Genomic DNA, 19,555 nt, shown 5'->3' with positions numbered 1-19,555 from the left:
CGCCCACCGGTCCGGGGCGTCCGCCGTCGGCCCGCCGGCCGATCGGACCTTCTACGAAGGTACGTAGCCGCAGGTCTGTACGGTCTTCCCATGGATACGTATCCGCTCGTCGAAGCCCGCAACCAGCTCGGGCAGCTCGTCGGCCGAGTCCGTCATGGGCACGAACACATCCTCATCAGCGAGTACGGCAAACCCGCCGCCGCCCTGATCCCGTAAGCGAACCGGAGGAGCTCCAGCGTCTGCGTGATGCGGCGGACGCGACGGAGGCAGCGGAGGCGGCGGCCCGCGAATCGGCCCCCACCGGCCCGCCGATGACCCATGACGCATTCATGGCCGCGCCGGAGGACGAGGACCGCAAGTCGGAGGCTTCGTGACCCACACGGTCGTGTGGCAGCACCAGGCCATGGACGAACTCCGGCGCCTGCGCATCCTGGACCCGGTCGGTGCCAAGGCATGCGCAGCCACCGTTTCGTGATCCGGCCAGGGATCCGCGTCCCGATACGAGGCCCGCTCACCTCGGGGTGCTGCCCGCGCGTTCCACGAGGGCCCAGCCGGTGGCGGCCATGAGGATCGCGGCCGGGGCGGTGAGGCGGACGGCGATCAGGACGGCGGAGTGGCCGTCGAGGAGGCCGCCGAAGCCGACCGCCGACAGCCCGAGGACGCCGAGGAGGGCGAGGGCCACACCGAGGGCGGCACCGGGGGCGGCCAGCCGTCGGGGGGCCGCCGGCGGACGGGGCGCCGGCGGCCGTTCCGCACGGCGGAAGACGGCGACCAGAGCCGCGGTCAGGGCCGCCGCCGCGGCGATCCGCAGCGGGACCTGGGCCCACCACGCGCCGGACGCCGGGGCGGGCAGGTCGCTGCCGAGGGCGATCAGCGCGCCGTAGACCGCGAGCATGGCCGTGAGGTGCCACAGGAAGGCGGTCATGGCGACGCCGTTCGCCGCGACCACGCCCCGCCACACGCGCGGCCGCCGCAGCCACCGTCCGGCGGGGCCGCGCAGCAGCTCGACGGCGCCGACCAGCCACACGCCGTGGCAGAGCAGCGCGAGCGTGGGCGGCGCCATGTTGGAGATCCGCTCGCCGGGCATCCCGACCATGGACAGCGGGTACGGGCCGAGGGCCACCAGCGCCGCCGCGGCCGCCATCCCGCCGGCCGCCATCACCGCGGGCCGGCGCAGCCGCCCGTCCGCCCGCAGGAAACCCAGCTGGTGCACCGCCAGCCATACGAAGGCGAAGTTCAGGAACGGCACGAAGGGCACCCCGGCGGCGAAGCGCAGCACGTCCACGGCCGCGGCCGCGGCGCACAGGGCCGCGAACGCGCCCCACCCGTACCGGTCGTGCAGCCGCAGCAGCGGCGGCGTGAAGGCCGCCATCCCCAGGTAGACCCCGATGAACCACAGGGGCTGCGCCACCAGCCGCGCCGCGGCGTCCGGCACGGGCAGCAGCAGCGCCGCCGCGCCCCACACGACGGTGAAGACCGCCGTCGGCAGCAGCAGCCGGTGCAGCCGGGCGCGCAGGAACGCCGCGTAGCCGCCGCCCGCGCGCACCACGGAGCGGTACGACAGGGCGTGCGAGAAGCCCCCGACGAAGAAGAAGACCGGCATGACCTGGAGCAGCCAGGTCAGCGGCTGGAGGGCGGGGCGCACGGCCAGCAGGTTGCCGACCTCGATGCCCCCGCCGTCGCGGGTGGTCACCGCGGCCATCAGCCAGTGCCCCAGCACGACCGTGGCCAGCGATGCCACCCTCAGGAAGTCCACGTACCGGTCCCGGCTCGCGGGCGTGGCCGCGGCCAGCGCCGCGGCGTTCGTCTCCACCATGCCGCCACGATGCCGCCGGACGGCCGGGGCCCGGCACCGCCGGGCTACTCAACTCCCGTACAAAGAGCCTGAGTACATCTACCTACGACTGACGGACGACGGTCGCGCCCTCGGCCGGTCCCGAAGTGACGCGGACCGCCCGGCAGGTGCCGGAAGCGGTGAGCGCGGCGGCGACGGACCGCGCGGACTCGGCGTCCTTGGCGAGGAACGCGCAGGTCGGCCCGGAGCCGGAGACGAGACCGGCCAGCGCCCCCGCGTCGGTGCCGGCGGCCAGGGTGGCCGCGAGCGAGGGGCGCAGGGACACCGCGGCGGCCTGGAGGTCGTTGGCCAGCGAGGCCGCGAGCGCGACGGGGTCGCCGGTGCGCAGCGCCTCCAGCAGCACCGGGGACGGCTCGGGGTCGGGCACCGCGGCGTCGCCGCGCAGGCGGTCGCACTCGCGGTAGACGGCCGGGGTCGACAGGCCGCCGTCGGCGACCGCGAAGACCCAGTGGAAGGCGCCGCCGACCGGCAGCGCGGTGAGCAGCTCGCCGCGGCCCCGGCCGAGGGCGGCGCCGCCGACCAGGCTGAACGGCACGTCGCTGCCGAGCTCCGCGCAGATCTCCAGCATCTCCTCGCGACCCGCACCGGTGCCCCACAGCGCGTCGCACGCGAGCAGGGCGGCGGCGCCGTCGGCACTGCCGCCCGCCATGCCGCCCGCGACGGGGATGTCCTTGACGATGTGGACGTGCACGTCCGGCGCCACACCCTCGCGCCGCGCAGCCAGCGCGATCGCCGCACGGGCGGCGAGGTTGCTCGCATCCGCCGGCACCTGGTCCGCGTCGCGGCCCTCGACGGTGATCCGCAGCCGGTCGGCCGGGGTGACGGTGACCTCGTCGTACAGACCCACGGCCAGGAAGACGTTGGCCAGGTCGTGGAACCCGTCCGGGCGCGGCCCGCCCACCGCGAGCTGGACGTTGACCTTGGCGGGGACGCGGACGGTCACGGATCGGCTGGTCACGGGCGTGGTTCTCCTCGGGGAACGGGACGGGACCGCACGGCGGCGGCCCCCATTGTGCCTTCTGCTACCGCTGGGCGCCGCGCTCGGCGATCGCCGCGAACTCCTCCACCGTCAGCGACTCCCCGCGCGCCTGCGGCGACACCCCGGCAGCCACCAGGGCCTCCTCCGCGGCCGCCGCCGAGCCCGCCCAGCCGGACAGCGCGGCCCGCAGGGTCTTGCGGCGCTGCGCGAAGGCCGCGTCCACGACGGCGAAGACCTGCTCGCGGGTCGCGGTCGTCTTCAGCGGCTCGGTACGGCGCACGAGCGAGACAAGACCGGAGTCCACGTTCGGCGCGGGCCAGAACACGGTGCGGCCGATCGCGCCGGCCCGCTTGACCTCCGCGTACCAGGCGGCCTTGACCGACGGCACGCCGTACACCTTGGAGCCGGGGCTCGCGGCGAGGCGGTCGGCGACCTCCGCCTGCACCATCACCAGCGTGCGGTCGATGGTCGGGAACGCCGCCAGCATGTGCAGCAGCACCGGCACGGCCACGTTGTACGGCAGGTTCGCCACCAGCGCGGTCGGCGGCGGCCCGGGCAGCTCCGCCACCCGCAGCGCGTCGCTGTGCACCAGCGTGAAGCGATCCGCCCGGCCCGGCAGGCGATCGGCGACGGTGTCCGGGAGCGCCGCGGCCAGCACGTCGTCGATCTCCACGGCCGTCACGCGGTCCGCGGCCTCCAGCAGCGCCAGCGTCAGCGAGCCCAGCCCCGGCCCGACCTCCACCACCACGTCCTCCGGCCGCACGTCCGCGGTCCGGACGATACGGCGGACGGTGTTGGCGTCGATCACGAAGTTCTGCCCGCGCTGCTTGGTGGGGCGCACGCCCAGCCGGGCGGCCAGCGCCCTCACGTCCCCGGGGCCCAGCAGCGCGTCGTCCTGATGATCGTTACGGTCGGTGTCGCTCACCGCTCCAGCCTATCCGCGCCCGACCTCGCGCCCGGGCAGGCTCTTCCCCCGCCCGCCCTCCCTCCCCCAACCTTCGGCCGGGGGTGCCCCCAGCCCCGTGAAGTCAGTGACCCCGGCGCGCGTGCAGGGTGGGCCGGGTTCGGGGCCTCCGGGGCTGCACGTCCTGGACTGGCATATTTACGCGCCTTTCCAGCACCTGCTCATCCCATCCCCGCCCGGATACCGCGCACAAATATGCCGCACCGTCCAGAACGCCCACCCCTGCACCCCCGCCCCCTCCGTTGTTTGTCGCGCCTGATCCCCGGAGGGAGGTGTTTGGCAGTGACGGCTGCGCACCTGGACAGCGCCGCGCCAACGAATGGCCCGAGCACGGTGCCGTCTCTACCCCCCACCGGGGATCAGGCGCATGACGAAACTGAGGGGGCGGGGGTGTAGGGGTGGGCGTTCTGGACTGTGGAGCATATTTGGGTGCACGACCCGGAGTGACCGATCCAGGGTGCCCGAGGCACCTAAATGTGCTGTCCAGAATGGCCAGCCCCGGAGGCCCCGAACCCGGCACCCCACGAAACGCGCGCCGGGGCACCCTGACTTCACAGGGCACCCGGGAGGGCGGGCGGGGAAAAAACCTGGCCCCACGGCAACCCGCGTCAGCGGTAGAGCTTGCGGCCGCAGACCGGCCACGGCGTCGCCCCCCGCTGGATGTACAGCCGCTTGGCCCGGTACGTCTGCTCCTTGGCGGGGGCGTCCTGGGGGCGCCCGCTGCCGCCGAGGGCGTGCCAGGTGCGGCGGTCGAACTGGTAGAGGCCGCCGTAGGTGCCGCTGGAGTCGACCGCGTTGGGCCGGCCGCCGGCCTCGCACTTGCCGAGGGCGTGCCAGTTGAGGTGGTCCGCGCCGTCGACGGACTCGGGAAGGCGCTTGGTGCCGACGCGCACGACCTCCTGGACCGGCTCGTGCACGAGTTCCTCGGCGATGGGCTCGGGTTTCTGGCGGACCCCGTTGATCGTGCGGTAGGCGTACGTGACGCGCCGGAGGCCGTTGCGGCCCCGGGTGTCGACGGCGGTGGTGCCCTGGAACAGCTGGGGGTCCTCGCGCCGCACGACCTCGTAGGGGACCGGCTGTTCGCGGGTCTCCTTGCGGCCGCGGATGCGCATGACGGAGACGGTCTGGCCGTCCCGGGGGAAGCTGTCGGGGGCGGCGGAGGTGGTGTCCTCGCCGCTCAGCCGGATGCCGGCGTCCCGCACGGCCTCGGCGATGGTCGCGGCGTTGGTCTGGACGGTGCGTTCCTTGCCGTCCACGAGGAAGGTCAGCTGCCGCTCGGTGCGCACGTTCAGGTCCAGGCCGCGCCGCCCGATCGGCTCGGAGCGCGAGGTCGAGACGTACGCGCCGTCGGCGCGCACGCCGAGCCGGCCCAGGGCCTCGTCGACGGTGCGGGCGGTGGTCCACAGCCGCTTCGGACGGCCGTCGAGGGTGAGCGTGACGGGGCGGCCGTAGCGGACGGCGACGCTGTCGCCGTCGTGCAGCTCGGCGTGCCGGCCGGGGGCGACGATGTCGTGGTCGCCGACCCGGACGCCCTGCCGGCGCAGCAGTTCCCCGACGTCCCCGGCGTAGGTGTGCAGGGTGCGCACCTGGCCGTCGACGGAGAGCTCGACCGCCTTGCCGCCCATCACGTACGCGCCGGTGCCGCCGGCGAGGACGGCGACGACCAGCGCGCGCGGCAGCAGCCTGGCCAGCGCGTCGGGGCGCTCGGCCGCGCGGCGCCTGCGGGCCTCCGCGCGTGCGGCGATCCGCGCGGCCGCGCGGCCGCCCACGGCGGGCGCCGGGCGTTGCAGCGGCAGTCCACTGCCGTACAGCCCGGCTTCGGCATACGAATGACTCACGACGTACCTCCGGCGGGTCCGGTCGGAACCGAACCGGGACCATAGCCGACATTCGTCGCGATCCGTCGCTGCGTGGTGACCCCGTGTCGCGGATCAGTAACCGAAGGCGCGCGCCGTGTTGGCGCCGATCGCCGCCGCGACCTCGTCCTCTGCCGCCTTCCGCGCCTCCGCCATGGCACGCACCGTTATCGGAACGAGATACGGAGCGTTAGGCCGACCGCGGTACGGCACGGGGGTCAGGAAGGGGGCGTCCGTCTCGACCAGGAGCAGCTCGGCCGGGGCCACCGCGACCGCGTCGCGCAGGTTCTGGGCGGACTTGTAGGTGATGTTGCCGGCGAAGGACATGTAGTAGCCCTTGTCCGCGCAGGTCCGGGCCATCTCCGCGTCGCCGGAGTAGCAGTGGAAGACCACGGTGTCCGGCGCGCCTTCCTCGTCGAGGATGCGCAGGACGTCCGCGTGGGCCTCGCGGTCGTGGATGACCAGGGCCTTGCCGTGCCGCTTGGCGATGTCGATGTGGCGGCGGAAGGAGTAGTGCTGGGCCTCGACGCCCTCAGGCCCGGTGCGGTAGTAGTCCAGGCCGGTCTCGCCGACGCCGCGTACGTGCGGCAGCGCGGCCAGCGCGTCGATCTCGGCGAGCGCGGCCTCCAGCGCGGCACTGCCACCCCCCTCGCGGGCCCCCTGCCTCGACCAGCCGTCAGGGTCCCCGTGCACGATCCGCGGCGCCTCGTTGGGGTGCAGCGCGACGGCCGCCCAGACGGTGTCGTACGCCGCGGCCGTGCGGGCCGCCCAGTGGGAACCGTTCACGTCGCAGCCGACCTGCACGACGGTGGTGACACCGACGGAGGCGGCCTTGGCCAGCGCGTCCTCGACACTGCCTTCCTGCATGTCGAGGTGGGTGTGCGAGTCCGCCACCGGGACCGCGAGCGGTTCCGGGAGGGGAGGGGTGGCGGACCCGTCCTTGCGCTGGTACTTCTGCTGGCGTTCGGGCTTCTGGGGCATGCCCCAGATCCTAGGCGGCGGCCGTGACGGCTACGCCTGGTCCCTCCTGCGGTGGAGCAGGTGCAGCGGCGACCAGTGCCGGCCGCGGCGCTCGGTGCCCTCGGCGGGGGTTGCGGCGGCGACCGGGCGCCGGGGGGCGGCGCAGGGGAGCGGGCCGGCGGTCGCGGTGCTGGACCATGTACCGGTCACATCGGACACCTGTCCGGCCCGCATGATGCGGACCTTGTGGCCCTCGCACCCGACGCACGTGGGGCGGGTCAGCGGGGACGGGACCCGCTTGCCCTCGACCATGTACCAGACGAGTTCGCGGCCCTGGGCGTCGACGTGGTGCTCTATCTCGTACGCCTGCTCCCAGCCGCGACCGCAGCTGATGCAGACGAAGGCGTACGCCTCACGAACCGTGCCATCGGTTCCGATGGTCTCGCTCATGGCAGCTCCTGTTGCCCTCCGGACGAGGCGTCCGGAGCGGGACTTCCCACTACAGAGAACGCCCACAAAGGCGCCGGTGACAGCGGGGGTGCCCTTTCTTGAGCCAGTTTTGGGAAGTATGTGACGCGAGGCCGACCTAGCGGCCGACGGCCTTTCCCTCCCCCACGACAGTACTTTGCCGACGCCGTGTTTAACCCTTTGTGGGTGGGTTCGTCGCCGCGGCGTGCTTGGCGGACACCACGGCGTCGAAGACCTCGCGCTTGGGCAGCCCGGCATCCGCCGCGACGGCGGCGATCGCCTCCTTGCGCCGCTCCCCCGCCTCCTCCCGCACCTGTACCCGGCGCACCAGTTCGGCCGGGTCCAGCTCCTGCGGGCCGGTCTCCGGGGCGCCCTCGACGACGATCGTGATCTCCCCGCGCACACCGTCGGCGGCCCAGGCCGCCAGTTCCTTCAGCGGCCCGCGCCGGACCTCCTCGTAGGTCTTGGTCAGCTCGCGGCAGACGGCGGCGCGGCGGTCCGCGCCGAAGACCTCGGCCATCGCGGTCAGGGTCTCCGCGAGGCGGTGCGGCGCCTCGAACCACACCAGCGTGCGCCGCTCGGCCGCGGTCTCGGCCAGCCGCGCCCGGCGCTCGCCCGCCTTGCGGGGCGGGAAGCCCTCGAAGCAGAAGCGGTCGACCGGCAGGCCGCTGAGCGCCAGCGCGGTGAGCACGGCGGACGGGCCCGGCACCGCGGTGACCCGCAGGTCCCGCTCGACGGCGGCGGCGACCAGCCGGTAGCCGGGGTCGGACACCGAGGGCATCCCCGCGTCGGTCACCAGCAGCACCCGCGACCCGTCCTCCAGGGCACGGACCAGCTCCGGGGTGCGGGCCGACTCGTTGCCCTCGAAGTACGACACGACCCGCGCGGTGGTCGTCACACCGAGCGCCTGGGTGAGCCGGCGCAGCCGCCGGGTGTCCTCGGCGGCGATGACGTCCGCGGCGACCAGCTCGGCCGACAGCCGGGGCGGGGCGTCGGTGACGTCGCCGATGGGGGTGCCCGCGAGCACGAGTACGCCTGCGTCCGCCGGTCCGGTCGATGTGGTCACCGCCCCAGTCTCCCACCCGGTCGGACCCGGCCGGACCCTCGGATGGCCCGGTCCTCAGCGCATCCACAAGCGGCTTCCCTACGATGGCCCGGTGACGAGTGACACCGCTACGCAGGCAGACCCGGCCGAGGACGCCGAGAACGCCTCCCCCGAGCCCGCGGAGCAGGACTCCTGGCAGCGGCGGCTGCGCCGCTTCGGCCACGTGGACCGTCCGCGCACGAGCCTGCGCGAGCGGCTGGTCCCGCCGTACCCCGAGCCCGGGACGCGCGCCTGGTCGGCGCTCGGGCTGGGCCCGGTGCTCGCGAGCCGGCTGGCCCGCTGGTCGGCCTGGGGCGGTCCGCTGCTGGTGGCACTCCTCGCGGGGCTGATGCGGTTCTGGAACCTGGGGTCACCGCGCGCGGTGATATTCGACGAGACGTACTACGCCAAGGACGCCTGGTCGCTGCTGCAGTACGGCTACGAGGGCAGCTGGCCCGACAAGGCCAACGACCAGATCCTCGCCCACCCGCCGACGATCCCGCTGTCGGAGGCGCCGTCGTACGTCGTCCACCCGCCCGTCGGCAAGTGGGTCATCGCCTCCGGCGAGTGGATCTTCGGGCTGAACCCGTTCGGCTGGCGGTTCGCGATGGCCGTCCTGGGCACCCTGTCGGTGCTCATGCTGTGCCGCATCGGCCGGCGGCTGTTCCGCTCGACCGCGCTGGGCTGCCTGGCCGGCGGCCTGATGGCGGTGGACGGCCTGCACTTCGTGATGAGCCGCACCGCCCTGCTCGACCTCGTCGTCATGTTCTGGGTGCTGGCCGCCTTCGGCTGCCTGCTCGTCGACCGCGACAAGGCCCGCGCCCGCCTGGCGGCGGCGCTGCCCGAGGGCCGCCTGGACGACCACGTCGCGTCCTTCGCGTGGCTGGGTGTGCGGCCGTGGCGGATCGCGGCCGCGGTCTGCCTGGGCCTGGCCACCGGCACCAAGTGGAACGGCCTGTACGTACTGGCCGCGTTCGGCATCCTCACCGTGCTGTGGGACGCCGGTGCCCGCCGCGTCGCCGGTGCCCGCCACCCCTGGCTCACCGCGTTCTGGCTGGACGGCCTGTGGGCGGGCTTCTCCATGGTGGCCGTCGCCCTCGGCACCTATCTGCTGTCCTGGCTCGGCTGGTTCACCACCGACAAGGGCTACGACCGGACCTGGGCCAAGGGCGACGGCGGGTTCTTCTCCGACGCCTGGGCGGCGCTGCGCAGCCTGTGGCACTACGAGTCCCAGGTCTACGACTTCCACGTCAACCTGCACTCGCCGCACACCTACCAGTCCAACCCCTGGAGCTGGCTGGTGCTCGGCCGGCCCGTCTCGTACTTCTACGAGTCCCCCAAGGAGGGCCAGGACGGCTGCACCGCCGTCGGCGGCTGCGCGCGCGAGGTACTGGGCATCGGCACGCCCGCCCTGTGGTGGGCCGCGTGCGTCGCCCTGCTGTACGTGCTGTACCGCTGGGCCTTCCGCCGCGACTGGCGGGCCGGGGCCATCGCGTGCGGCGTCGCGGCCGGCTACCTGCCGTGGTTCCTCTACCAGGACCGCACGATCTTCCTCTTCTACGCGGTCGTCTTCCTGCCCTTCCTCTGCCTCGCCCTGGCCATGATGCTGGGCGCGATCCTCGGCCCACCGGGCGCGGGCGAGCGACGCCGTATGTGGGGTGCGATGGGCGCCGGCACGATCGTGCTGCTGATCGCCATCAACTTCATCTACTTCTGGCCGCTCTACACCGGCCAGACCATCCCGATGGACGCCTGGCGGCAGCGGATGTGGCTCGACACATGGATCTGACCGGCCCGCGCGCACCCTGACCCTCCGCACCGGGGGTACCGGCCCGGCGGACCGAACCGCTCGCCGGCCCGGCCGGGCCGCACCGGGCGGACGACCGTCGAGGGGCCCGTCCGGCGCGTGAAGCGCCCATGCCTGGGGACGAACCGCCACCCGGCACCGCCCGCGCGTACCCTGCGCCCCCGCACCGGGCGCGCAACCCCGATGCACGCCTGACCGTGGCGGATGCGGCGGATGCGGCGGATGCGGCGCGGCGGCCGGTTCCGCCCCCAGGAGCGGAACCGCTCGCCGAACCGGTGGGCCGCGCGCGGCGTCAGCAGTCGGGGCCGGGGAGCCAGGGGCCGAGGTCGCGGAGGGTGTCCTCGACAAGGGCGTCGACGAACTCACCGACGGGGTCGGTGCCGTCGTCGCCGGGGCGGTCCGGGCGGACGGCGGTGAAGGTGTCGATCGGCGCGGTGCCGACGTCCTCGCCGTTCCCGCCGTCCCGGCCCTGCTCGCCGTTGCCGCCGCTGCCGCCGTTGCCGCCGTTGCCGTCGTTCGGGACCGGCTCCGGGCGGGCGGCGGGGCGCTGCGCGGCCGTGCCGGAAGGGACGCGCGGTGCGGCGGCGGAGCCGTCGCCGCAGTCCAGGCCGGCGCGGTCGGCCCGGACGAGGCCATAGCGGACGCCGTGGCCGGTCGCGGGGATCGGCTGGGAGCACGCGCCGAGCCGGGCGAGGGTCTGCCCGGGGGCGCCGGTGCACTCCCCGGTGGTACGGCACAGCGCGGCGGTGGCGCTGACGAAGCCGGTGGCCATGCTCGTGCCGGACAGGGACGCGTAGGTGTTGCCGGGGTAGGTCGAGACGATGTCGACCCCGGGGGCGGCCACGTCGACCCAGTCGCCGCGGGTGGAGAAGGACGCCAGGGCGTTGCCGGGGTCGGTCGCGGCGACCGAGATCACCTCGGGGTAGCCGGACGGGTACTCCCGTGCCGTCGTCCCGTCGTTGCCCGCGGCCCCGACGAGGGTGACCCCGGAGGCGGCGGCGATCTGCACGGCCGCGCGCAGCAGCGGGCTCTCGTCGGGCGAGGTCAGGCTCATGTTGACGACGCCGATGTTGTGCGTCGCGGCGTTGGCGGCCACCCACAGCAGGCCCTCGGCGACCTGGGAGACCGAGCCGGTGCCGTTGTCGTCGAGGACCTTGACGTTCCACAGCCGGGTGCCCATGGCCTCGCTGGCGACACCGATGCCGTTGTCGGTGACGGCGCCGATGATGCCGGCCAGGTGGGTGCCGTGCCCGTAGTGGTCGTCGGCGGTGGGGCTGTCGGAGAAGTTGACCGACCCGGCGACCACGCCGGCCAGGTCCTCGTGCTGCGCGTCGATGCCGGTGTCCAGGACGGCCACAGTGACGTCGTTGCGGGCGCCGCAGGTGGGGGCCTTGACCGCGAACAGTCCCCACTGCTTTCCGGAGGTGTAGAAGGGGTCGTTCGGCACGCACCCGCCGACCGGCGCGGCGAGCGGCACGCGGTCCTTGCCGGGCAGGACGCCGCCCTTGCCGGGCGCGGGCCGGTCCGCGGTGGCGGGCGGCAGCGGCGTGACCACCGCGGGCCGCCCCATGCGCTCGGGCGCGTGCACGATGCCGTCCCGGACGACGGAGCTGACCAGGCGGTTCGAGCGGAGGGCGGCGGCCTGTGCCGCGGTCGCCCGGATCGTGTAGGCCTTCAGTGTGCGGCCGGCGGCGGCGACGTCGTAGACCCGGCCGACGGTCGCGTGGTGCGGGCGGGCGTGCTCGGCGGCCAGCGTGCGGACGTCGCCCGCCGTGTTCTTGAGCATCACGATCCACTGGGCGGCCGGCCCGTCCGTCGCGCCCGCCGTACCCGGCACGAACGCGGAGAGCAGCGCACCCACCACCAAGGGGGCCGCCACGTCCGCTCCACGTGCCCACGTCAACGACCGCCTGGTCCGCATGTGTACTCCCGTCACACCGGCGCGCGCCTCGCGCGTCCCTCGAGACCGGGAACGTACGACAATCCGACTGTCTTACTGATCTCCCACACCGGGAGCGGCCCCCCGCCCACCCCAGCGGGTCAGCGCCGGGCCGTTTTGCGGCGCCCTCGCCGCCGCCCTAGCGTGGAAAGGCGCTCAACCCCCGCACGGGGATCACTGGACCACCTCATATGACCGGCTCCGACGACAAGGCAATCGATGCGGCCGCTGCCGACGCCGGCGGCGGCACCGCGCTGGCGGTGATCGACCCGGCGGGACGCCTGAGCCGGTGGACCGACAGCGCGCGCCGACTGCTGGGCTACCGGGCGGAGGAGGTGCTCAGCACCCCCGCCACCGACCTGCTGGCCGAGGTGGACGACCTGCCCCACGGCTTCACCGGCGAGTGGTCCGGCACGGTCGGGCTGCGGCACCGCGAGGGGCGGCCGTTCCCGGTGGGGCTGCGGGTCTCCCCGCTGCCGGGACGGGGCGGGGAGGTGGACTGGCTGGTCTCGACGACGACGCCGGACGCCGCGGTGCTGAAGGCGGTCGGCGAGGCCTGCCCCTTCCCGATGGCCGTGTGGGACGCCGACCTGCGCATGACCTGGCTCAACGAGGCCCTGGCGCGGGCGTACGGGACGCCCCCCGAGCAGCGCCTCGGGCTGCGGCTCGACGAGTCGCCGCTGTACCGCAACACCCGCGAGGTCACCCGGCTGCTGCAGAAGGTGCTGGACACCGGGGTCCCGGAGATCGACCACGAGCTGGAGCAACTGGACCACTACCGCCACCGCGCCTACGCGCTGTCGGTGTTCCCCGTCGCCGACGCCCGCGACGGCCGGCCGGGTGTGTGCTCCCTCAACGTGGACGTCACCAGCAGCCGTCGGACCCGGGAGCGGATGACCCTGCTGAGCCGGGCGAGCCGGCGCATCGGCGCGCACCTGGACGTCATGCAGACCGCGCAGGACCTGGCCGACGTGCTGGTGCCGGTGCTCGCGGACTACGTCACCGTCGACCTGGCGGAGTCCGTCGAACTCGGCGACGCCCCGCTCGCCCGGCTCGGCTCGGCGCACGGGAACGTCCCGGCGTTCTTCCGCGCCGGGCAGATGTCGATCCACGAGGACTTCCGGGAATCCCTCTGGCCGCGCGGGAGCGCCGTCTTCGTCCCGCCGGAGTCGCCCTTCATCGACGTCCTGCACTCGGGCCGGTCCCATCTGGAGACCGTCCTGGACACCGGCCCCGGCAACTGGCTCGACCACGACCCGCGGCGCCGGGAGCGGATCCTGACCCTCGGCATGCACACGCTGCTGATCCTGCCCATCCACGCCCGCGACGAGATCCTGGGCATCGCGGTGATGGTCCGCACCGAGAACCCGCTGCCCTTCGACGAGAACGACCGGACGCTCGCCGAGGAGCTGGTCAGCCGCGCCGCGCTGAGCCTGGACAACGCCCGCCGCTACACCCGTGAGCACACCGCGGCCCTGGCCCTGCAGCGGGACCTGCTGCCGAGCAACCCGGACGGCGGGAACGCCGTCGACGTGGTGTCGCGCTACCTGCCCTCGGACGCGGAGGGCGGCGTCGGCGGCGACTGGTTCGACGTGATCCCGGTGTCCGGCGCCCGGGTGGCCCTGGTGGTGGGGGACGTCGTCGGTCACGGCATCAACGCGGCGGCGACCATGGGGCGGCTGCGCACCGCCGTGATCACCCTCGCCGCCCTGGACCAGCCGCCCGACGAACTGCTCACCAACCTGGACGAGTTGTTCGTGCGCCTCACCGAGGAGTCCGACGACCGGGCGCCGCCCACCGCGCTCATGGGCGCGACCTGCCTGTACCTGGTCTACGACCCGGTGACCCGGTGCTGCGTCGGGGCGCGGGCGGGCCATCCGCCGCCCGCGGTCATCGACCCGGCGTCGGGCGCGGTGTCCTTCCTCGACATCCCCTCCGGGGCGCCGCTGGGCGTGGGCACCCGGTCGTTCCGGACGGTCACGCACCAGCTGGCGGAGGGCAGTGTCCTCGTCCTGTACACCGACGGCCTGGTCGAGACCCGGGAGCACGACATCGACCACGGCCTGGAGCGACTGCGCCGGGCCCTCACCCAGCCGCCGGGGACCGGGCTGGAGGACCTGTGCGCCACGGCGGTGCGCACGCTCGGCGACCACCGCCAGGAGGACGACGTGGCGGTGCTGATCGCCCGCACCCGGTCGCTGTGCCCGAGCCGCTTCGCCACCTGGCAGGTGCCGCGGGACGCCGCGGCCGTCGCGGGCCTGCGCGCCGAGGCCGTACGGACACTCACCGCCTGGGGCCTGGAACGCCTGGTGCCCGCCGCGGAGCAGATCGTCGGCGAACTGCTCGCCAACGCCGTGCTCCACGGACTGGCACCGATACAGCTGCGGCTGATCCGCGACCGGGTCCTGGTCTGCGAGGTCTTCGACCAGGGATGCTCCATGCCGCGGCAGCACCACAAGGCGTCCCCGGGTGACGAGGCCGGGCGGGGCGTCGCCCTCGCCACGGCGCTGTCCTCCCGCTTCGGCGTCCGCAGTTTCCCGGAGGGAAAAAGCGTGTGGGCGGAGCTGGAGTTGCCGCCCGGCTACTCCGGCCCGCCGTGCTGAGGGTGTCCCTGCCGGTACCCCGACCGGCAGGGCACTGGCTGGGCGCGCACCGCGGTCGCACGGTGGAGCCATGACCGACACCACCCGTTTCACCACCCCTTTCACCCGCCGGACCACCGCGGACGAGGTGATCGCCGGCGTCGACCTGGGCGGCCGGCGCGCGATCGTGACCGGCGGCGCGTCCGGCATCGGCGTCGAGACCGCCCGCGCTCTGGCCTCGGCGGGGGCGGAGGTGACGCTCGCCGTCCGGGACCTGGACGCCGGGCGGCGCACCGCCGCAGAGATCGCGGCGAGGACCGGCAATGACGGCGTACGGGCGGCGCGGCTGGAACTCACCGACCCCGCCTCGCTGGAGGCGTTCGTCGCGGCCTGGCAGGGGCCGCTGCACATGCTCGTCAACAACGCCGGGATCATGGCGCTGCCCGAGCTGCACCGCACCCGGGAGGGCTGGGAGTTGCAGTTCGCCACCAACCACCTCGGCCACTTCGCCCTCGCGCTCGGACTGCACGGCGCACTGGCCGCCGCGGGCGGGGCGCGCGTCGTGGCCGTCAGCTCCAGCGCGCACCTGCGTTCCCCCGTCGTCTTCGACGACCTGCACTTCGAGCGGCGTCCGTACGAGGCGTGGAGCGCGTACGGCCAGGCCAAGACGGCCAACGTGCTCTTCGCCGTCGAGGCCGACCGGCGCTGGGCGGACGACGGCATCACCGCCAACGCCCTGATGCCGGGCGGCATCCGGACCAACCTCCAGCGGCACCAGACCGGCCCGGAGGCACAGGCGATCTTCGACACGTACCCGTGGAAGACCGTGGAGCAGGGCGCCGCGACCTCGGTCCTGCTCGCGGCCTCACCGCTGCTGGAGGGCATCGGCGGCCGCTACTTCGAGGACGCCGCCGAGGCCCGGCCCGCCGCGCCCGCCGGCTCCGGCGGCCTGGACAAGGCTGCCGGGGAGGCCGGGGTCGCCGCCCACGCGCTGGACCCCGAGGCGGCCGCCCGCCTGTGGGAGGTCTCGACGGCGCTGCTGGACACCCGGGCCGCATAGCCCTGCCCGGGCCGTGCGACGGATGGTGAACCTGTGACCGATAAAAGCCCCGGTTGTCACCCGTGAAGCGTAGAGTGCGCTTGCTGCACTGCTTTTTGAACGCGTTCAGGAGGATCACGGGGAGGGTCGGCCATGCGCCGAGGCGTGAAGGCGGGGATCATCGGCACGGTGTTCGCGGGAATGGTGGGAACCGCGGGCTACGGTGCGTACAACCTCTATCAGGGGGTGAACGGCGGCGGCGGGGGCTTCACGGCCCAGGCCGCGCCTGTCGAGACGGGGCCGCCGTCGGCGGCCGAAGTACGCAAGACGGCGGTCGACTTCCTGACCGCGTGGGCCAAGGGCGACACCGCTGCGGCCGGGAGCCTCACCAACGACGCCACCGCGGCGAGCGACGCCCTGGCCGCCTACCGCACCGAGGCCCACGTGACCCGGGTGAAGCTGACGCCCGGCACGCCGGTGGACCGCGTGGTGCCCTTCAATGTCGTCGCCACGCTCTCGTACCAGGGCAGGACCTCCACCTGGAAGTACGGCTCCGCGCTCACGGTCTTCCGCGGCGCGACCACGCACAAGCCGCTGGTGGACTGGGAACCGTCGGTGCTCCACCCGAAACTGACGGCAGGTCAGTCACTGGTGACCGGTGAGGCGCCCTCCCCGCAGGTGATCGTGGTGGACCGGTCCGGCAAGACCCTGGACGCCGGCAAGCTCCCCTCGCTGGCCTCGGTGCTGCCGCAACTGCGCGAGCGGTACGGCAGCAAGCTCAGCGGCGGCAAGCCCGGCATCGAGACCTGGGTGAACGGCGGCGACGGCCCGGGCCAGACCCTGCACACCCTCACCAAGGGCACCCCCGCCAAGCTGCGGACCACGCTCGACGCGCGGCTCCAGGCGACCGCTGAGCAGGCCGTCAAGGGCAAGTCCCAGTCGTCGGTCGCGGCGGTGCAGGCGAGCACGGGCGAGATCCTGGCGTTCGCCAACAACCCGTCCACCGACAACAACAACGCGTTCAACGCCCAGGTGGCGCCCGGCTCCACCTTCAAGGTGCTCACCGCGACGGCCCTGCTGGAGAAGGGCGTCAGCCCCGGCACCGCCGCGCCGTGCCCGGCGACCGCCAATTACAACAACGGCAAGATGTTCCACAACGTGGAGAGTTCGTCCGACCCCTCGGCGACCTTCCAGCGGGACTTCGCCATCTCCTGCAACACCGGCTTCATCAAGCTCGCCGGCAACCTCAGCGAGTCCTCCGTACCCACCGTCGCCCAGCGCTACTACGGCTTCGGCCAGACCTGGAACGTCGGCGTCCCCGCCTGGGACGGCCGGGTGCCCGGCGGCAGCGGCGACGAGATGACCGAGGAGATGATCGGCCAGGGCCAGATCCAGATGAGCCCCCTCAACATGGCCGCCGTGGCCGCGACCGCGGACACCGGCACCTTCCGCCAGCCCCGGCTGGTCTCCACCGACCTCATCGGCGAACCGCTCGCCAAAGCGGGCAGTTCGCTGCCCTCCGGCGTGCGGAGCAACCTCAAGTCGATGATGCGGCTCACCGCGTCGAGCGGCACCGCCGCCGGGGCGATGAGCGGCGTCTACGGGGACGTCGGCGCGAAGACCGGTTCGGCGGAGGTCGGCGGCCAGGAGAAGCCGAACGGGTGGTTCCTGGCCTACCGCAATGACATCGCCGCCGCAGGCATGGTGCTGGAGGGCGGCCACGGGGGCGATTCCGCCGGGCCGATCGTGGCGTCCGTGCTCAAGGCCTCCTCGTAAACGGTTTGGCGTCCGGCCCCCGCCTCGGGCTAGCGTTCCGGGCATGCAGACCCCCGCCGCCGCCCACCCCCGGTTCGCCGAGGCCCTCGCCGGACTCGGGCTCGAGGTCCCCGTGCGCTCCTTCCCGGACGCCACCCGCACCGCGGCGCAGGCCGCGGAGGCGATCGGCTGCGAGCTCGGCCAGATCGTCAAGTCGCTGATCTTCCAGGCGGACGGCGCACCGGTGCTCGTCCTCATGGACGGCGCCTCGCGGGTCGACGTGGACCTGGTCCGGGCCGAACTGGGCGCGGCGGCCGTCCGCCGCGCCGACGCGGACCTGGTGCGCGAGACGACGGGGTACGCCATCGGCGGCGTACCCCCCTTCGGGCACCGGACCCGCACCACCGTCCTGGCCGACCGGCAGTTGCTGCGGCACGACACCGTGTGGGCCGCCGCCGGCACGCCGCACACCGTCTTCCCTATGGCGCCGGGCGACCTCGTCCGGCACGCCGGAGCCACCCTGGCCGACGTCCGCGAACGCACCGCGTGACCCCCCTCATAGCGGCGGCCGTCCTGGTCGCCGCGGTGACGCACGCCTCCTGGAACGCCCTCGCCCACGGCATCGGCGACCGGTTCGCCTCCTTCACCCTCGTGGGCGCGGGCGGCGGGCTGTGCGCCGCCCTCATCGCCCTGTTCGCGCCGGTTCCGGCGTCCGGGGCGTGGCTCTGCCTCCTGGCGTCGGTGGGCATCCATCTCGCCTACATGTACCTGCTGATGAAGTCCTTCACCCTGGGCGACTTCGGGCAGGTCTACCCCGTCGCCCGCGGTGTCGCCCCGATGGTGGTGACGGTGCTCGCGGCCGTGTTCATCGGCGAGGTGCCGAACGCCTGGCAGGCCGCGGGCGTCGCCGTCGCCTCCGCGGGGCTGGCCGGCGCCGCGCTGTGGGGCATGCGCGGACGCGACCCCAACTGGCGCGCGCTCGGCGCGGCCGTCGGCACCGGCCTGACGATCGCGGCGTACACCGTCGTGGACGGCGTGGGTGTCCGTGCCTCCGGCACCGCCCTCGGCTACGTCGCGTGGCTCCTGCTGCTCCAGGGCATCGTGCTGGCCGGCACCGCCTTCGCGGTGCGCCGCGCGGCCCTCCTGCCCCAACTGCGCCCCGTCGCCGCCCGCGGCCTCCTCAGCGGCGCCCTGTCCGTCGCCGCCTACGGACTCGTCCTGTGGGCCCAGACCCGCGGCGAACTGGCCCCCATCGCCGCCCTCCGCGAGACGTCGATCATCGCGGGCGCGGTCATCGGCGCGGTGTTCTTCCGGGAGCGCCTCGGGCGCCCGCGCATCGTCGCGTCCCTGGTGGTCGTCGCGGGCATCGGGCTCATGCTGCACTCCTGAGGCCGGTCCGCGCGGTGCGTTCACTTCTCACCTATTGCAACGCACACGCTAAGAAGCCCGTTGCGTTGACATCAAAACCATTGCAACAATTTCCTTATCTCCACCTGCATTAACGCCGATCGGGCGCAACAACTTCATTGCCAGATCTATGAATGCAACGTAGCGTTTCCCATATCGGAAACAGCGAGCCAAGGAGCGCACGATGCAGAAGTTCGACACCCCCGCCCCCGTCTCCGTCGTCCTCGACGTCCCCGCGGGACGCATCCGGTTCATCGCCGCCGACCGGGCCGACACCGCGGTCGAGATCCTCCCCGCGGACGCCTCCAAGAGCCGCGATGCGAAGGCCGCGGAGCAGACCGAGGTCGCCTACGCCGACGGCGTCCTGCGCATCGACGCCTCGGTGGCGGGCAACCGGGTCCTCGGCGCCTCCGGATCCGTCGAGGTGACCGTCCAACTGCCCGCCGGCTCCCACGTCGAGGCGAAGGCGGCCAGTGCCGATCTCCGGGGCGTCGGCCGGCTCGGCGACGTCGTCCTCGACGGCCAGCAGGCCACCGTCAAGCTCGACGAGGCCGGGAGCACCCGCCTCACCCTCCGCGCCGGCGACATCTCGGTCGGCCGCCTGGGCGGCCCCGCGGAGATCAGCACCCAGCAGGGCGACATCCACATCACCGAGGCCGTCCGCGGCACCGTCACCCTGCGCACCGAGCACGGCGAGATCTCGGTCGGCGCCGCCCACGGGGTCTCCGCCTCCCTGGACGCCGGCACCGCCCACGGCCGGATCCACAACGCGCTCAAGAACACCGACGGCGGCGCCGCCGCCCTGACCATCCACGCGACCACCGCCTACGGCGACATCACCGCCCGCAGCCTGTAAAGGA

The 19,555-nt window shown here is 73.8% G+C and carries 16 protein-coding genes; 8 read left to right on the top strand and 8 right to left on the bottom strand.

Annotated features, from left to right (window positions below; translation table 11 throughout):
• Positions 1-90: 90 nt before the first annotated feature.
• Positions 91-216 (top strand): type II toxin-antitoxin system Phd/YefM family antitoxin, encoded by a 126-nt coding sequence (locus tag ACFYXS_RS37065; protein WP_389256187.1) that lies wholly within the window; start codon positions 91-93, stop codon positions 214-216.
• 295 nt (positions 217-511) lie between these two features.
• On the opposite strand, the gene ACFYXS_RS37060 is transcribed toward ACFYXS_RS37065, so the two are convergent.
• From ACFYXS_RS37060 to rsmI, 7 genes are all read right to left on the bottom strand, one after another.
• The gene (locus ACFYXS_RS37060) at positions 512-1,816 is read right to left on the bottom strand and encodes an acyltransferase (protein ID WP_389256186.1); all 1,305 of its coding nucleotides are present in this window, start codon (positions 1,814-1,816) and stop codon (positions 512-514) included.
• Between the two features lie 82 nt (positions 1,817-1,898).
• On the bottom strand, positions 1,899-2,813 hold the full coding sequence (locus ACFYXS_RS37055; RefSeq protein ID WP_389256185.1) for a 4-(cytidine 5'-diphospho)-2-C-methyl-D-erythritol kinase: 915 nt from the start codon (positions 2,811-2,813) through the stop codon (positions 1,899-1,901).
• Positions 2,814-2,877: 64 nt separating this feature from the next.
• Positions 2,878-3,759, bottom strand: a complete 882-nt coding sequence (rsmA, locus tag ACFYXS_RS37050; RefSeq protein WP_389256184.1) for a 16S rRNA (adenine(1518)-N(6)/adenine(1519)-N(6))-dimethyltransferase RsmA — start codon at positions 3,757-3,759, stop codon at positions 2,878-2,880.
• 647 nt (positions 3,760-4,406) lie between these two features.
• Positions 4,407-5,636: a ubiquitin-like domain-containing protein gene (locus tag ACFYXS_RS37045; protein WP_389256183.1), complete on the bottom strand. Its 1,230-nt coding sequence runs from the start codon at positions 5,634-5,636 to the stop codon at positions 4,407-4,409.
• 93 nt (positions 5,637-5,729) lie between these two features.
• Positions 5,730-6,635: a TatD family hydrolase gene (locus ACFYXS_RS37040; protein WP_389256182.1), complete on the bottom strand. Its 906-nt coding sequence runs from the start codon at positions 6,633-6,635 to the stop codon at positions 5,730-5,732.
• 30 nt (positions 6,636-6,665) lie between these two features.
• Positions 6,666-7,064 carry a hypothetical protein gene (locus tag ACFYXS_RS37035; protein WP_389256181.1) on the bottom strand — a complete coding sequence of 133 codons (399 nt, stop codon included), beginning with the start codon at positions 7,062-7,064 and terminating at the stop codon, positions 6,666-6,668.
• Positions 7,065-7,254: 190 nt separating this feature from the next.
• Positions 7,255-8,148 carry a 16S rRNA (cytidine(1402)-2'-O)-methyltransferase gene (gene rsmI / locus ACFYXS_RS37030; RefSeq protein ID WP_389256180.1) on the bottom strand — a complete coding sequence of 298 codons (894 nt, stop codon included), beginning with the start codon at positions 8,146-8,148 and terminating at the stop codon, positions 7,255-7,257.
• 91 nt (positions 8,149-8,239) lie between these two features.
• On the opposite strand from rsmI, the gene ACFYXS_RS37025 reads away from it, so the two are divergent.
• On the top strand, positions 8,240-9,955 hold the full coding sequence (locus ACFYXS_RS37025) for a dolichyl-phosphate-mannose--protein mannosyltransferase (RefSeq protein WP_389256179.1): 1,716 nt from the start codon (positions 8,240-8,242) through the stop codon (positions 9,953-9,955).
• A gap of 310 nt (positions 9,956-10,265) precedes the next feature.
• Here ACFYXS_RS37025 and ACFYXS_RS37020 read toward each other — a convergent pair whose 3' ends face one another.
• A complete protein-coding gene (locus tag ACFYXS_RS37020; protein ID WP_389256178.1) occupies positions 10,266-11,852 on the bottom strand; it encodes a S8 family serine peptidase in 1,587 nt (528 codons plus the stop codon).
• A 251-nt stretch (positions 11,853-12,103) separates the two neighbouring features.
• Here ACFYXS_RS37020 and ACFYXS_RS37015 point away from each other — a divergent pair, with 251 nt between their 5' ends.
• The 6 genes from ACFYXS_RS37015 to ACFYXS_RS36990 all read left to right on the top strand — a co-directional run bounded on the left by ACFYXS_RS37015 (position 12,104) and on the right by ACFYXS_RS36990 (position 19,551).
• The gene (locus ACFYXS_RS37015; RefSeq protein WP_389256177.1) at positions 12,104-14,515 is read left to right on the top strand and encodes a SpoIIE family protein phosphatase; all 2,412 of its coding nucleotides are present in this window, start codon (positions 12,104-12,106) and stop codon (positions 14,513-14,515) included.
• Positions 14,516-14,585: 70 nt separating this feature from the next.
• Complete coding sequence (locus ACFYXS_RS37010; protein ID WP_389256176.1) at positions 14,586-15,554, top strand: SDR family NAD(P)-dependent oxidoreductase; 969 nt, start codon at positions 14,586-14,588, stop codon at positions 15,552-15,554.
• Between the two features lie 132 nt (positions 15,555-15,686).
• Complete coding sequence (locus tag ACFYXS_RS37005) at positions 15,687-17,309, top strand: penicillin-binding transpeptidase domain-containing protein (protein WP_389256175.1); 1,623 nt, start codon at positions 15,687-15,689, stop codon at positions 17,307-17,309.
• 43 nt (positions 17,310-17,352) lie between these two features.
• On the top strand, positions 17,353-17,838 hold the full coding sequence (locus tag ACFYXS_RS37000) for a YbaK/EbsC family protein (RefSeq protein WP_389256174.1): 486 nt from the start codon (positions 17,353-17,355) through the stop codon (positions 17,836-17,838).
• Positions 17,835-18,677: an EamA family transporter gene (locus ACFYXS_RS36995; RefSeq protein ID WP_389256173.1), complete on the top strand. Its 843-nt coding sequence runs from the start codon at positions 17,835-17,837 to the stop codon at positions 18,675-18,677. The genes ACFYXS_RS37000 and ACFYXS_RS36995 overlap by 4 nt, the downstream gene beginning before the upstream one ends.
• A 202-nt stretch (positions 18,678-18,879) precedes the next feature.
• A complete protein-coding gene (locus ACFYXS_RS36990) occupies positions 18,880-19,551 on the top strand; it encodes a DUF4097 family beta strand repeat-containing protein (protein ID WP_389256172.1) in 672 nt (223 codons plus the stop codon).
• Positions 19,552-19,555 lie beyond the last annotated feature (4 nt).

This window comes from Streptomyces sp. NPDC002574, assembly GCF_042889545.1.
Taxonomy (GTDB): domain Bacteria; phylum Actinomycetota; class Actinomycetes; order Streptomycetales; family Streptomycetaceae; genus Actinacidiphila.
Note: the sequence above shows the minus strand (reverse complement) of the source record. Positions and strands in the feature narration are given on the sequence as shown.